This is a genomic window from Kribbella sancticallisti (assembly GCF_039530625.1).
In the GTDB taxonomy this organism is placed as follows: Bacteria; Actinomycetota; Actinomycetes; order Propionibacteriales; family Kribbellaceae; genus Kribbella; species Kribbella sancticallisti.
This window is the reverse complement of record NZ_BAAAOS010000056.1, coordinates 155,022-167,395: the sequence shown is the minus strand read 5'-3', so window position 1 is coordinate 167,395 and position 12,374 is coordinate 155,022. Positions and strand designations below refer to the sequence as shown.

The window sequence follows — 12,374 nt, the reverse complement described above, 5'->3', positions numbered from 1 at the left end:
AAGGGCCGCTTCGGGATCGAAGCGGCCCTGACGTGAAGACTGCTGAGGTCAGCGGGTCTCGCGGTGGTCGGTGTGGTCGTTGCAACGCGCGCAGAACTTCTTCAGCTCAAGACGGTCCGGGTCGTTGCGCCGGTTCTTCTTGGTGATGTAGTTGCGCTCTTTGCACACCGTGCACGCCATCGTGATCTTCGGACGGACGTCGCTTGCCTTGGCCACTGGTGCCTCTTCTTGTCAGGAGCGCGCAACTGGAGTGATCGCGCTCTCGAAATACAGCGTTGGTGGGTAGCGGGGGCGGGAGTCGAACCCGCGACACCACGATTATGAGCCGTGTGCTCTAACCACCTGAGCTACCCCGCCAGAGAGTCCGTCGCCCCACCCGGCGGACCGGGTGGCGCAGCGTTTCTCAGAGCCCCTTTACGGAATCGAACCGTAGACCTTCTCCTTACCATGGAGACGCTCTGCCGACTGAGCTAAAGGGGCGGGCCGAGGAGAGAGATTACACGGTCTCCCGCCCCGATGTGAAATCGAGGAAGAATCGCCCTGCGGGACCCCTCGTCCGACCCGAGAAGTGTACCGGTTCCCAGAGGTCCCGCTGACCATTTTCCGAGCTCGCCGGACCTCGATCCGCAACGCGCCTGCCGGGCGATGGCCGACGCTTATAGCCGCACTTGGGGGCTTCTAATCAGCGTGACCCGCGTGATCCCCATCACGCTGACATTCAACTACTCTGCGGTCACTTTCACGCTCGCGAAAGCACCAGTCGCAGTACCGGCGTCACTGTACGTAGCAGAAATCCGCGATCTGATCGCAATCCGCGTTTGAGCGGTTCGTGATCTCGTCGTTATGGTCGATTGGCCGCTGGGGAGCACCCCGGCGGCATCTCGACTCTGGAAGGCTCTCGTGTCCCCTCACCATGACGTGCCGGAAGCAGGACGTGCGGCCCCCCGCCGTCCAGCCGGCGCCCGTCCGGTGGCGAAGCACCGCCAGGCCCGTCGCACCGTCCGTGGCGTGCAACTGGTCGGCCTGACCGCCGCCCTCGCCGCTGCCGCCGGTACCGGCTCTATCGTCCTCACCTCGTCCTCCCCCACTCCGGCCACCGCCGGAACCAGCGCCACCGCGCAGCAGATCGAAGCTCTGACGACCGCGCGGATCGAGCGTCGCCAGCTCGCCTCGCGGGACTTCACCCGTACCCAGCTGACGATCGAGGCCAACCGTGCCGCCCGGGCCAAGGCCGCCGCGGCCGCAGCCGCCAAGTCGGCCGCCAAGGCGCGTGCGACGAAGCTGGCCGCGGCCCAGGCGCTCACCAAGCGCCGCGCCCTCGCCCTGTCCGCCGCCAAGGCTCTGGCTGCCCGCAAGGCGGTGGCCGCCGCCAAGGCCGCTGCTGCCTCGAAGGCCGCCGCGATCGCCAAGGCCAAGGCCGACGCGGCCCCCAAGGTCGTCCTCCCGACCACCGGCTATCGCCTGACCGCTCACTTCGGTCAGGGCGGCAGCCGCTGGGCCAACAACCACACCGGCCTGGACTTCGCCGCACCCCTGGGTACGACGGTCCGCTCCGTGCTCGCCGGTGAGGTCATTCAGGCCTCCTACGCAGGCGCGTACGGCCGCCAGGTCAAGGTCCGCCACGCCAACGGCACGGTCACCTCGTACAGCCACATGTCCGAGTTCAGCGTGTCCGTCGGTGACGACGTCAGCGCCGGCACCAAGGTCGGCTCGATCGGCGTCACCGGCAACACCACCGGACCCCACCTCCACTTCGAGGTCCTCCCCGGTGGCGGCAGTGCGATCAACCCGGAGCCCTGGCTCCGCGATCGCGGCGTCAACCCGTAGCAGTACCGGCCCCGCCTGGCGAAGGCGTACGCAGTACTAGATGTACTTCGCCAGGTCGAGGCTGTCCACGTAGGCACCCTCGATGAGGAACTCTCGGGGGTGGGTGCCTTCGACGACGTAGCCGTGCCGTTCGTAGAGGCGGCGGGCTGCGGCGTTGGTGGCGTGGACGTGCAGGCTGATCTTGTGGGCGCCCCGGCGGCCGGCCTCGTCCGTGACGGCGGTGAGCAGGATCGAGCCAATACCTCGGCCGCGCGCCTTCTCGGCGACTGCCAGGCCGTTGACCGAGAGGACGCCCGAGCCCTCGGGGAAGGTGTACTTGTCCTGCAGGCGGATGTAGCCGAGTACGACGCCGTCCTCCTCAGCGACCAGATGCGCCTCGGGACCGCTGCGTTCGGTGAAGAAGCTGGTCCGATCCGCCGGCGTCAGCGACGGAAAGCCCGACGAGGCGTCCCACGCCGTCAGTTCGATCCCGAGCAGAGCCGCTTCGTCAGCCTCGACAGCCCGCCGTACCGTCACCTGATCCTCACTCACCCCGCGATCCTCTCCCGGGCCGAGGTCACCTCGCCATCGGATTCCGGCGGAAGGGTGACCGTGACGATCAGGCCGCCGGCCGGGTTCGCGGTGAGGTCGAGGGTGCCGTGGTGAGCCTCGACGATGGCGGAGACGAGGGCCAGTCCCAGGCCGTGGCCGGCGGCGCGCCCCGGTTGCCGGTTCGCCAGCCGCGCGGACCGGGTGAACGGTTCGGTGAAGGTGCTGAGCTTGGCGGGATCGAGGATCGGGCCCGGGTTCGAAACGGTCAGCACGCCGCGCGGCGTGAGTGCCACCGTCACCGAGCCACTGCCGTGGCGGATCGCGTTCTGCAGCAGGTTGGTGGCCAGTTGCCGCAGCAGGACCTCATTGCCCTGGACAACCGAGTCCGCGAGGGCTGCGCTGACAGTGACCCCGGTCTCGTCCGCCTCCGGCTGCACATCCTTGGCGGCCCAGCGGACGACGGCGGCGAGATCGACCGGCGTGAGCTCGACCGTCCGGTTGTTGAGCGCGGCCAGCGAGAGCAAGGCCTCGACGATGTCGATTCCCCGCTGGTTCGTCTCGTGCAGCCGCCGCGCCAACTCGCGAACGTCCTGGTGATCCGGATCCGCGATCGCCACCTCGAGCATCGTCTTCATCACCGCGTGGGGGGTGCGCAGTTCGTGCGACGCGTTGGCGGCGAAGCGCCGGTACTGGTCGAAGGACCGCTGCAGCCGCTCCAGCATGTCGTCGAAGGTGTCGGACAGATCGGTGAACTCGTCCTTGACCCCACCCAGGCCGATCCGGTGATCCAGCGAACCGCTCGCCGCCAGCCGGGCCGCCGCGGTGATCTCCTGCAGCGGACGGAGCATCCGGCCGGCGATGATCCAGCCCGCGGCCATGCCGACCACGGCCAGCAGCGCCAGCGCGTACGCCGACAGCTCCACGATCGTGCCCAGGATCTCGCCCCGGGTGGCGACCGGGCCCTCGTCGCGCGGGTTGGCCGCGGTGAGCGGGTAGTTCGGCACGAACCGCATCACCGCGTAGATGACGACCGCGATCACCGCACCAGCGATCACCAGCAGCGCCGCGTAGCTGAGGGTGAGGCGCAGCCGGACCGTCAGTCGCGGCCGCCAGGTGACCAGCGGCTCGCTCACGATTCGCCGATCCGGTACCCGACGCCGGGCACGGTGTGGATCACCCAGGGATCGCCGAGCCGCTTGCGGAGCGTGGAGATCGTGATCCGGACGGCGTTGCTGAACGGATCGGCGTTCTCGTCCCAGGCGCGTTCCAGCAGGGTCTCGGCGCTGATCACTCCCCCTTGCGCGGCCATCAACACCTCCAGGACAGAGAACTGTTTGCGGGTCAGTTTCACGTAGTGCCCGAACCGGTAGACCTCCCGGCGGAACGGGTCCAGCCGTACCCCGGCGTACTCGATCACGGTCGGTGTCGACTCGGCCGGCCGCCGGGCCAGCGCCCGCAGCCGTACTACGAGCTCCCGCAGCTCGAAAGGCTTCGTCAGGTAGTCGTCGGCGCCTGCCTCGAACCCGCTGACCTTGGCGTCGAGATCACCGGCCGCCGTGAGCATCAGCACCCGGCAAGGCAGTCCCTGGGCGACGATGCGGCGGCAGACCTCGTCACCGGACGGGCCAGGGATGTCCCGGTCGAGCACGACCACGTCGTACTCGTTGATGCCGACCGATTCCAGCGCGGTGTCGCCGTCGAACGCCAGGTCCGCGGCGATCGCCTCCAACCGCAGGCCGGCCCGGATCGCCTCGGCGAGATAGACCTCGTCCTCCACGACCAGAACCCGCATGTGCTCCATTGAAGCAGTTCGGGGATATCGAAAACGTATCCGGAAACGGCGACGCTCCGGCAACATCGCGAACGGTTGGCTGGGCAGCATGACACCGGACGATCAACTCGTTGCCACTCGCAAGCAAGAACGCCGGCTGACCGCGCTGATCGCGCTCGCGATCGTCGCCGCCGTCACCAGCTTCGCCTTCGCCGCCTTCACCTCGGTCGATGCCGGTCGCTCCGCAGGCGACAGCTCACCCAGCGCGATCGATCAGCCGACCGGGAAGAAGCGCGGTGCGCCGGGCGCGGAGGACGGCGTACTGCCGGACAACGCGTCGCCGTTCGACACCTCGTTGCCGGGAGTGGCGAAGCTGAATCCCAAGCTGCTGAAGGCGATTCAGCAGGCAGCGACCGCGATGGAGGCGGACGGGATCACGATGCATCTCACCACCGGGTGGCGAAGCAAGGAGTATCAGGAAGAGCTGCTGCAGAAGGCGATCCGGAAGTACGGGAGCGAGGAGAAGGCGCGGGAGTTCGTGTCGAGTCCGGAGGATTCGCACCATGTGACCGGGAACGCGGTGGATGTGGGGCCGACGGACGCGGATGACTGGATCAACCGGAAGGGCGCTCGCTTCGGCCTCTGCCAGACGCTCTCCAACGAGATGTGGCACTTCGAGTTGGCGACGACGCCTGGTGGGACCTGCCCGCCGATGCAAGGCAGTGCGCGGTGAGGTGGCTGGGGACGTGAGCCCGCAGTTGTGGTTGAGGGGTCAGCGGGGTTCGGTTGGTGGGTTGCCGGTTGTTGCCAGCGGGCGTTGGGACCAGGCGACGTCGTGCCAGTTGTCGAGTTTCCAGCCGATCTGGCGGTAGGTGCCGATGGGTTCGAAGCCCAGCGCCAGGTGCAGGCCTTCGCTGGCGTCGTTGGGGAGCGTCATTCCGGCGATGGCGGTGCGGTAGCCGCGGGCTGTCAGGCGGTCGAAGAGGGCTTCGTAGAGCACGCGCCCCCCGCCCGTACGGCGTCGGCCGAGCTCCAGGTAGATGCTCACCTCGCAGGACCACCGGTACGCCGCCCGCGGTTTCATCGGTCCGCCGTACGCGTACCCGACGACCCGTCCGTCATCGTCCTCGAGCACCAGCCAGGCGTGGGTCTCGACCGCCTTGCTGATCCGCTCCGCCATCTCGGCCACGCTCGGCGGCTCGAGTTCGAAGCTGATCGCCGTCTCCCGCACATAGGGCGCGTAGATCGCCGCACAGGCCTCGGCGTCCAGGGCCGACGCGTCTCGAATCTTCATGACACGATAGTAGCCATAACTGTCGCTATAGTGGCAAGCATGGAAGATCAGCTGTCCGCCTCGCTCGCGGCCACCGTGCAGTCGGCCCGGATCGCCCGCGACCTGTCGGTGAACGGGCTGGCCGAGCAGTCCGGGGTCTCCCGGGCGATGATCGGCAAGATCGAGCGCGGCGAGGCCCAGCCGACCGCCGTACTGCTCGGGCGGTTGTCCGGAGCGCTCGGGATGACGCTGTCCGAGCTGGTCGCGCGGGCCGAAGGCGCCGGTGAACTGCTCCGCCGGGCCGCGGACCAGCCGACCTGGACGGACCCGGCGACCGGCTACCGGCGCCGCGCGGTCTCCCCCGCCACCGAAGGACCGCTCGAACTCGTCGAGGTCGAGCTCCCGCCCGGCGCCTCGGTGTCGTATCCGGCCGACGCCTACATCTTCAAGTACCAGCAGATCTGGGTGCTCGAAGGCGACCTGCACTTCCGCGAGGGCGACGTACTCCACCGGCTCGGCACCGGCGACTGCCTCCAACTCGGGCCGCCCGCACCCTGCACGTTCATCAACCCGTCGGCCGCGCCCTGCCGCTACCTCGTCGCCCTGGTCAAAGGCCGCTGATCTTCGAGTCGTCCGGCGACAGGGCGGGGTTCGCCGTGATTGGCTGGGCCCCAGTACTCCCCGCGCCTTGCCGGGCCCTCGTGAACGGAAGCCGAGATGACCGTGTCCCCGCTGGTCTGGACCCTCACTTTGGTGGCGATTCTGGCCCTGCTCGCGTTCGACTACTTCTTCCACGTCCGGGCCGCGCACGTGCCGACCCTGCGGGAGGCGGCCATCTGGTCCAGCCTGTACGTCGGGATCGCGCTGCTCTTCGGCGTCGGCACGCTGATCTTCGGCGGCGTCACGATGGGTTCGGAGTACTTCGCCGGCTACATCACCGAGAAGGCGCTCTCGGTCGACAACCTGTTCGTCTTCCTGATCATCATGACCAGCTTCCGGGTGCCGCGGGAGGACCAGCAGAAGGTGCTGCTGTTCGGCATCGTGTTCTCCCTGATCGCCCGGACCGGGTTCATCTTCCTGGGCTCGGCGCTGATCAACACCTTCGCCTGGGTGTTCTACCTGTTCGGGCTGATCCTGCTGATCACGGCGGGCAACATGCTCAAACCGGAGACCGAGGAGTCGCACTCGGCGCAGAACATCATGGTCCGGCTCAGCCGCAGGCTGTTCCACACCACCGACTACTACGACGGCGACAAGCTGTTCACCATCCAGGACGGGCGCCGGGCGATGACCCCGATGCTGCTGGTGATGGTCGCCATCGGCGGCACCGACATCCTGTTCGCGCTGGACTCGATCCCGGCGATCTTCGGCCTCACCCAGAACGTCTTCGTCGTCTTCACCGCGACCGCGTTCAGCCTGCTCGGCCTGCGCCAATTGTACTTCCTGCTCGACGGGTTGCTCGACCGGCTGATCTACCTGTCCTTCGGGCTGGCGGCGATCCTGGCGTTCATCGGCACGAAGCTGATCCTGCACGCCCTGCACGAGAACAACCTGCCGTTCATCAACGACGGCGAGCACGTCGAGGTCGCGGAGATCAGCACCGGCCTGTCGCTGACGGTGATCCTCGGCGTCCTGCTGGTCACCGTCCTCGCCTCACTGTTCAGCACCCGCGGCCGGACCCAGACCGCGATGGCCAACGTCCGCCGGGACGCGATCGCCTACCTCGACTCCGAGTACACCGAGGACGAGGCGGAGCGGGAGCGGATCTTCCGCCGGCTGGAGGAGTCCCGCGACCACATCATCTCGCTGGGCCCGAAGGCCAAGCAGATCGTCAAGAACGAGCCCGAGCTGATGGAGTTGTGCGCTCGGGTCGTCGAGAGCCGTTCGGCCTCCACCTCATCCTCGGCCAAGGGCTCATCCCTTGACGGCTCCTGACGCGAGACCGGTGACGTAGAACCGCTGGAGACCGACGTAGAGCACGATGCAGGGGATCATCGCGATCACCGAACCCGCCACGAGTGAGCCGAAGTTCACCTCGCCGTAGGCGCCGGCCTGCACGTTCACCAGGGCGACCGGCAGCGTGTACAGCTCGTCCTTGGTGAGGAACGTCAGCGCGCCGAGGAACTCGGTCCAGGCGGCCAGGAACGCGTAGAGCGCCACCGTGGCCGCGCCCGGGGCCACCAGCGGCCGCAGTACGGAACCGATCATCCGCAAGGTGCCGCAGCCGTCCACGTGGGCGGAGTCCTCCAGCTCGGCCGGGACGGAGGCAAAGGAGTTCCGCATCACGAACACTCCGAAGGGGAGGTTGACCGTGGTGTAGAAGAGCACCAGGCCGAGCAGGCTGTCGGTCAGCCGCATCACGTTCAGCTGCAGGTAGAGCGGCGTCAGGATCGCCTGGAACGGGATCATCATCGAGACCACCACCAGGGCGAACAGCAACGGGCCGGTCCGGAACCGGAACCGGGCGAATCCGTAGCCCGCCAGCGTCGCCAGTACCGCGGTCAGCGCGGCCGTGCTCAAGGCGACGACCAAACTGTTGCCGACGGCCCGCATCAGGTTGCCCGGTCCCTCGATCAGGGTGCGGAAGTTGTCCCAGGTCAGCTGGAAGAAGGTCTGCGAGTCCGGCGCCGCGACGATCACGTCGTTCGGCTGGACCGACCGGAACAACGCCCAGAGCAACGGTACGGCGAAGACCAGGAAGGCGCCGCCACCGCCGACGACGTACAGCACGTTCTTGAGCCTCATCGTCAGTCCCTCTCCCGGAGCAGCCAGAACTGGGCCGCGGTGACGAGCCCCACCACGACCACGAGCACGATCGACAGCGCGGTCGCGGCGCCGAGTTGGAGCTGCACGAAGGCGCGGTTGTAGATGTACTGGACCACTGTGGTGGTGTCGGTTCCCGGTCCACCGCGGGTCAGGATGTAGAACTGCGTGAACGCGAGCAGCGAGCCGACCACCGAGATGATGACGGCCATCGCGATCGTCCGGCGCAGCACCGGGATGGTGATCTCGCGCTCCTGCTGCCACCAGGTGGCGCCGTCGAGCTCGGAGGACTCGTAGAACTCGCGCGGGATGGCCTGCATGCCGGCCATCAGCAGCATCATGGTCAGGCCGGAGACGCCCCAGATCACCAGCACGCAGATCAGCCCGGTCGCGAGCGGCCCGTCCACCAGCCAGGCCGTCGTACCGTCGGTGATGCCGAGCTCGCGCAGGATGATGTTGATCGCGCCGCTGGCGGGTTGGGCCTCCAGGACGGTGACGAAGCTGAGCGTCGACAGGCCGACCACGAACGGCAGGAAGAAGATCGTGCGCAGAAGGGTCGAGCCGCGCCGCTTGCGCCGGACCAGGACGGCCAGCGCGTAGCCGAGCACCAGGATCGGGCCGGTCACGATCACCGTGTAGAGCAAGGTGTAGAGCACGGACTTGACGAACGCCGCGTCCGAGACGATCGCGGTGTAGTTGTCGACGCCGCTGAACCGCACGTCGCCGATCAGCGGCCAGTTGGTGAACGAGATCACCAGAGCGAACGCCAACGGGATCAGCACGAAGACAGCGACGAACAGGACCGCCGGGGCGACCAGCAGGAAACCGGTCCTCGGTGGGTGGGTGAGGGATCGCGCCACCGGCGGCCGGCGCTGGACGGAGGCCGGCGGCCGGCGGCGCCGGGCGCCGCGGCGCTCGGCGACCCGGGAGTCCGGCGGCGCGGTCATGCTTGCCCCTGGGACAGGATGCGGTCGAAGGACTTCTGGGCTTCTTGCATGGCGGGCTCCAGTTCGCCGTCGAACACGGCGCGGCGGAACATCTGCAGCCACGGGCCGTCCGGCTGGTTGTAGAGCAGGTTGTAGGACAGCGTCGTCGGTGCGTAGCCTTCCTCGATCCGCTCCAACGGCAGCGTCGCGAGCGGGAACTTCTTCGCGAAGTCCGGGGTCGCGGCATCCGATCGCACCGGGGTGTAGCCGCCCGCGGGCAGGTCGATCTGCTGCGGGAGGTCGAGCGCGAACCGGACGAACTCCCAGGCACCGGAGGCGTTCCGGGCTCCACGCGGGATGCACATGTTGTCGCCGCCGTCGAAGAACGCCGAGCCTCCGTCCGGCCCGGACAACAGCCGCGGGGTGACCTGGCTGTGGAACTTCTCGTCCGACGCCGACACGACCACGCTGTAGTTGGACGGGAAGATCCCGATCTTGCCGGCCCGGAAGTCGCTGCCCCAGCGGGACGCGTCGTCGGAGAAGTTCGCCCGCGGCACCAGTCCGTCGACCCACAACTGCCGATGCAGCTCGAGCATCCGGCGGACCGCGTCGTTGCCGACGATGTCGCCGGACTGCTGCCCGATCCCGCCTTTGATCAGGTCGGTGTCGGCCGCCCAGATCATCGGCTGGACGACGAAGCCGAGTGCGCCCGGGCTGTTCGCCGGGAAGCTCCACGCGTAGATGTCGTCGCCCAGCCTGCGGATCTTCCGCGCGGCCTCGAGCAGCGCGTCGAACGAGGTGACCGCCTGGTCGGGGTCGACGTCCGCCTTGTCGCACAGGTCGGTGTTGAACCAGAACATCGAGTTGTCGGCCAGATACGGTACGCCGTACACGCGGTCGGCCTTGGTGGCCAGCCGCAGGTGGCCCGGGCTGAGCTTGTCCCGGAAGTCCAGCGCCTGCAGCGGATCGGTGAGGTCGGTGAAGGCGTCGCGGTAGATGAACAGCATCGAGTTGATGTCGTCGATGTCCACCAGGTCCGGCACGCTCCGGCCGCGGATCGCGGTCGCCAGCTTGGTCACGTACTGCGCGTCCAGGACCGGCGTCAGCTCGACGGTGAGCCGGTCCTGGGACGCGTTGAACTTCTCCACCAGCGCGGTCAACCCGCTCTGCGTCGCGGCCCGGCACCAGACCCGCACCGTGCCGGTCGCCTCCTCGCCGAACCCGGCCGCGTTGATATCCGGCTCGGGCAGCACCGAACTGCAGCCCGAAAGCACCACAGCCGCCGCGGCACCGAGGAACCCGCGCCGACTCAGCGCTGGAGCCTTTGCTCTTGCCGCCGGGAACTCCGCCTTGGCCGGCATGATCAGCCGCGCGGGAGCCAGACGCGCAGGGCACCGATCTCACGGTTCGCCCAGGCGTAGTACGGGATGGCGGTGACGTCGACCTCGGCGCCGACTCGGTCTTCAGCATCGGGCTCGAACGGCCAGCCTGCTCGGTGTCCGGTACCGACGCGACCCTTGGCCGTCAGCTTGGTGACACCCTCCAGAAGACCCGGATCGTGGCTCTCGGCAACCGCTGCGTCGGGCAACAGGTGCAGATCATCGACATCAGCCTGCTGATCGACCTGCTCGACCGCGTAGACCAGCGGTCCCCGCTCGAGAGCGACACATCCGCGAGTTGCGTCGACCCGAGGATCCGAACCCACCACCCTCGTTGCCAGTGGCAACTGCAGCTCGACGACGTCGCCCGCGGTCCAGCTCCGCTCGATCCGGTGATAGCCGGCCGTCGCCTCGTCGCCGTTGACCGTCGCGCCCTCGGCCCACCCCGGGATGCGCAGTTCCAGCGCCCACGGCCCATCCGTCGTCTGCTCCACCGTGATCCGGACCGCGCCTGCCCACGGATAGTTCGTCTCCACCTTCAGCGCGACCTCGCCTGCTGCCACCGTGCCCTCGGCGTACTGGTGGAGCTGGACGCCGTCGGCACTGGTGCTGGCGAGATACCCGTCGAGGCTCGAGAGGGTGCGCATGATGTTGGGCGGGCAGCACGCGCAGTCGAACCAGCCGCGCCTGCCGTGCGCCGGGCTGCGGTTGTTGTCGGGATGCGCGGCGCCTCGGAGCTGGAGCGGGTTCACGTAGAAGTACTCGCTGCCGCTGAGCGAAACGCCCGCGAGGAACCCGTTGTAGAGCATCCGCTCGATGGCATCCCCGTACTGCGGATCGCCCGTCGCCAGGAGCATCCGCCAGGCCCACTGGATGCCGCCGATCGCCGCGCACGTCTCGGCGTACGCGCGGTCCGGCGGCAGCTCGTACTCGTCCCCGAACGCCTCGCCTTCCCAGCGCGCGCCGAGTCCGCCGGTCACGTAGGTCTTGGTCGACCACATGTGCTCGAACTGCTTCTTCAACGCGGCAAGGAGTTCCTCGTCGCCGGTCTCGACCGCCACATCTGTCGCACCGGCCGCCAGATACACCGCCCGTACCGCGTGCCCTTCCACGGTGCCGGCCTCTCGGACGGGAAGCCGGTCGGAGAAGTACGCCGGCTCGTGGCCGTGGTTCGCGATGATGCCGTGACCACGGGCTTCCACGAACCACTTCGCCAGGTCGAGGTAGTCCTGCTTTCCGGTCTCGCGGTAGAGCTCGACCAGGGCCATCTCGATCACCGGGTGCCCGTCCACATCCACGGTTTGCCCGTCGCCGTCGCCGAAGGTCGCCACCAGGTGGTCCGCCAGCTTCATCGCGACCTCGAGCAGTTCGCGATCCCCCGTGCACCGGACCTGCGCGACCGCCGCCTGGATCAGGTGGCCCGCGCAGTAGTGCTCGTGGCTCCAGACGAGCTGCTGGTAGCGCCCTTCGTCGCCGTACCGAAGCTGCACCACCGAGTCGAGGTAGCCGTCCTCCCGCTGCGCCGCCGCTACCACCGCGGTCAGTTCGCGCTGCCGCTTGAGCATCTCGTCCGAGGGATTCCGGCCGTATTCCCAGGCCACGGCCTCCAGCCACTTGTAGACATCGGAGTCCGCGAAGACCGGTCCGATCGCCTCGCCTTCCCCGATCCCGGCGGCCAGCCGGAGGTTCTGCAGGTTCCCCGCGGCCTCCAGTTGGTCCTGCCCGGCCGGAATCGCCCGCTCCCCGTTCCTGCTCTGCCTGGTCGCCCAGAACCCGCCGGCGATCGTCGCTTGGCCGACCCCCACCGCCTGCCACCTGCCGGTCCGGCCGGCTGCCGGGCTCTTTCCGGTGGTAGCTGGGTGGGTTGCCTGCGAGGTGGTGTTCATCAGCGGCTCCTGGGCTGT

At 68.2% G+C, this 12,374-nt stretch carries 13 protein-coding genes and 2 tRNA genes; 4 read left to right on the top strand and 11 right to left on the bottom strand.

Features of this window, described 5'->3' with window-relative positions; genetic code table 11:
• Positions 1 to 48: 48 nt before the first annotated feature.
• The 3 genes from rpmG to ABD255_RS35575 all read right to left on the bottom strand — a co-directional run bounded on the left by rpmG (position 49) and on the right by ABD255_RS35575 (position 480).
• Positions 49 to 216 carry a 50S ribosomal protein L33 gene (gene rpmG, locus ABD255_RS35585; protein WP_344221193.1) on the bottom strand — a complete coding sequence of 56 codons (168 nt, stop codon included), beginning with the start codon at positions 214 to 216 and terminating at the stop codon, positions 49 to 51.
• A 67-nt stretch (positions 217 to 283) separates the two neighbouring features.
• Positions 284 to 357, bottom strand: a tRNA-Met gene (locus ABD255_RS35580).
• Positions 358 to 407: 50 nt separating this feature from the next.
• A tRNA-Thr gene (locus ABD255_RS35575) sits at positions 408 to 480 on the bottom strand.
• Between the two features lie 489 nt (positions 481 to 969).
• On the opposite strand from ABD255_RS35575, the gene ABD255_RS35570 reads away from it, so the two are divergent.
• Positions 970 to 1,827 carry a M23 family metallopeptidase gene (locus tag ABD255_RS35570; RefSeq protein ID WP_344221192.1) on the top strand — a complete coding sequence of 286 codons (858 nt, stop codon included), beginning with the start codon at positions 970 to 972 and terminating at the stop codon, positions 1,825 to 1,827.
• A gap of 36 nt (positions 1,828 to 1,863) precedes the next feature.
• Here the strand turns inward: ABD255_RS35570 and ABD255_RS35565 are convergent, their stop codons facing one another.
• Genes ABD255_RS35565 through ABD255_RS35555 form a run of 3 tightly spaced genes read right to left on the bottom strand, consistent with a single transcriptional unit; the run spans position 1,864 to position 4,150 of the window.
• Positions 1,864 to 2,358 carry a GNAT family N-acetyltransferase gene (locus ABD255_RS35565; protein WP_344221191.1) on the bottom strand — a complete coding sequence of 165 codons (495 nt, stop codon included), beginning with the start codon at positions 2,356 to 2,358 and terminating at the stop codon, positions 1,864 to 1,866.
• Positions 2,355 to 3,491: a sensor histidine kinase gene (locus tag ABD255_RS35560; protein ID WP_344221190.1), complete on the bottom strand. Its 1,137-nt coding sequence runs from the start codon at positions 3,489 to 3,491 to the stop codon at positions 2,355 to 2,357. Before ABD255_RS35560 ends, ABD255_RS35565 begins: the two co-directional genes overlap by 4 nt.
• A complete protein-coding gene (locus ABD255_RS35555; RefSeq protein WP_344221189.1) occupies positions 3,488 to 4,150 on the bottom strand; it encodes a response regulator transcription factor in 663 nt (220 codons plus the stop codon). Before ABD255_RS35555 ends, ABD255_RS35560 begins: the two co-directional genes overlap by 4 nt.
• An 88-nt stretch (positions 4,151 to 4,238) precedes the next feature.
• Between ABD255_RS35555 and ABD255_RS35550 the strand changes: the two genes are divergently transcribed.
• Positions 4,239 to 4,862 carry a M15 family metallopeptidase gene (locus ABD255_RS35550; RefSeq protein WP_344221187.1) on the top strand — a complete coding sequence of 208 codons (624 nt, stop codon included), beginning with the start codon at positions 4,239 to 4,241 and terminating at the stop codon, positions 4,860 to 4,862.
• A gap of 39 nt (positions 4,863 to 4,901) precedes the next feature.
• Here ABD255_RS35550 and ABD255_RS35545 read toward each other — a convergent pair whose 3' ends face one another.
• Positions 4,902 to 5,423 carry a GNAT family N-acetyltransferase gene (locus tag ABD255_RS35545; RefSeq protein ID WP_344221185.1) on the bottom strand — a complete coding sequence of 174 codons (522 nt, stop codon included), beginning with the start codon at positions 5,421 to 5,423 and terminating at the stop codon, positions 4,902 to 4,904.
• A 39-nt stretch (positions 5,424 to 5,462) separates the two neighbouring features.
• On the opposite strand from ABD255_RS35545, the gene ABD255_RS35540 reads away from it, so the two are divergent.
• Positions 5,463 to 6,023, top strand: a complete 561-nt coding sequence (locus tag ABD255_RS35540) for a helix-turn-helix domain-containing protein (protein ID WP_344221184.1) — start codon at positions 5,463 to 5,465, stop codon at positions 6,021 to 6,023.
• 96 nt (positions 6,024 to 6,119) lie between these two features.
• The gene (locus ABD255_RS35535) at positions 6,120 to 7,337 is read left to right on the top strand and encodes a TerC family protein (RefSeq protein WP_344221183.1); all 1,218 of its coding nucleotides are present in this window, start codon (positions 6,120 to 6,122) and stop codon (positions 7,335 to 7,337) included.
• Here the strand turns inward: ABD255_RS35535 and ABD255_RS35530 are convergent.
• The 4 genes from ABD255_RS35530 to ABD255_RS35515 are packed head-to-tail and all read right to left on the bottom strand — an operon-like array spanning position 7,317 to position 12,356.
• On the bottom strand, positions 7,317 to 8,147 hold the full coding sequence (locus ABD255_RS35530; RefSeq protein WP_344221182.1) for a carbohydrate ABC transporter permease: 831 nt from the start codon (positions 8,145 to 8,147) through the stop codon (positions 7,317 to 7,319). The two genes, ABD255_RS35535 and ABD255_RS35530, sit on opposite strands and share 21 nt — an antisense overlap.
• 2 nt (positions 8,148 to 8,149) lie before the next feature.
• A complete protein-coding gene (locus tag ABD255_RS35525) occupies positions 8,150 to 9,112 on the bottom strand; it encodes a carbohydrate ABC transporter permease (protein WP_344221181.1) in 963 nt (320 codons plus the stop codon).
• Positions 9,109 to 10,452 (bottom strand): extracellular solute-binding protein, encoded by a 1,344-nt coding sequence (locus ABD255_RS35520; RefSeq protein WP_344221180.1) that lies wholly within the window; start codon positions 10,450 to 10,452, stop codon positions 9,109 to 9,111. Before ABD255_RS35520 ends, ABD255_RS35525 begins: the two co-directional genes overlap by 4 nt.
• 2 nt (positions 10,453 to 10,454) lie before the next feature.
• Positions 10,455 to 12,356, bottom strand: a complete 1,902-nt coding sequence (locus ABD255_RS35515) for a glycoside hydrolase family 127 protein (RefSeq protein ID WP_344221179.1) — start codon at positions 12,354 to 12,356, stop codon at positions 10,455 to 10,457.
• Positions 12,357 to 12,374: the final 18 nt, after the last annotated feature.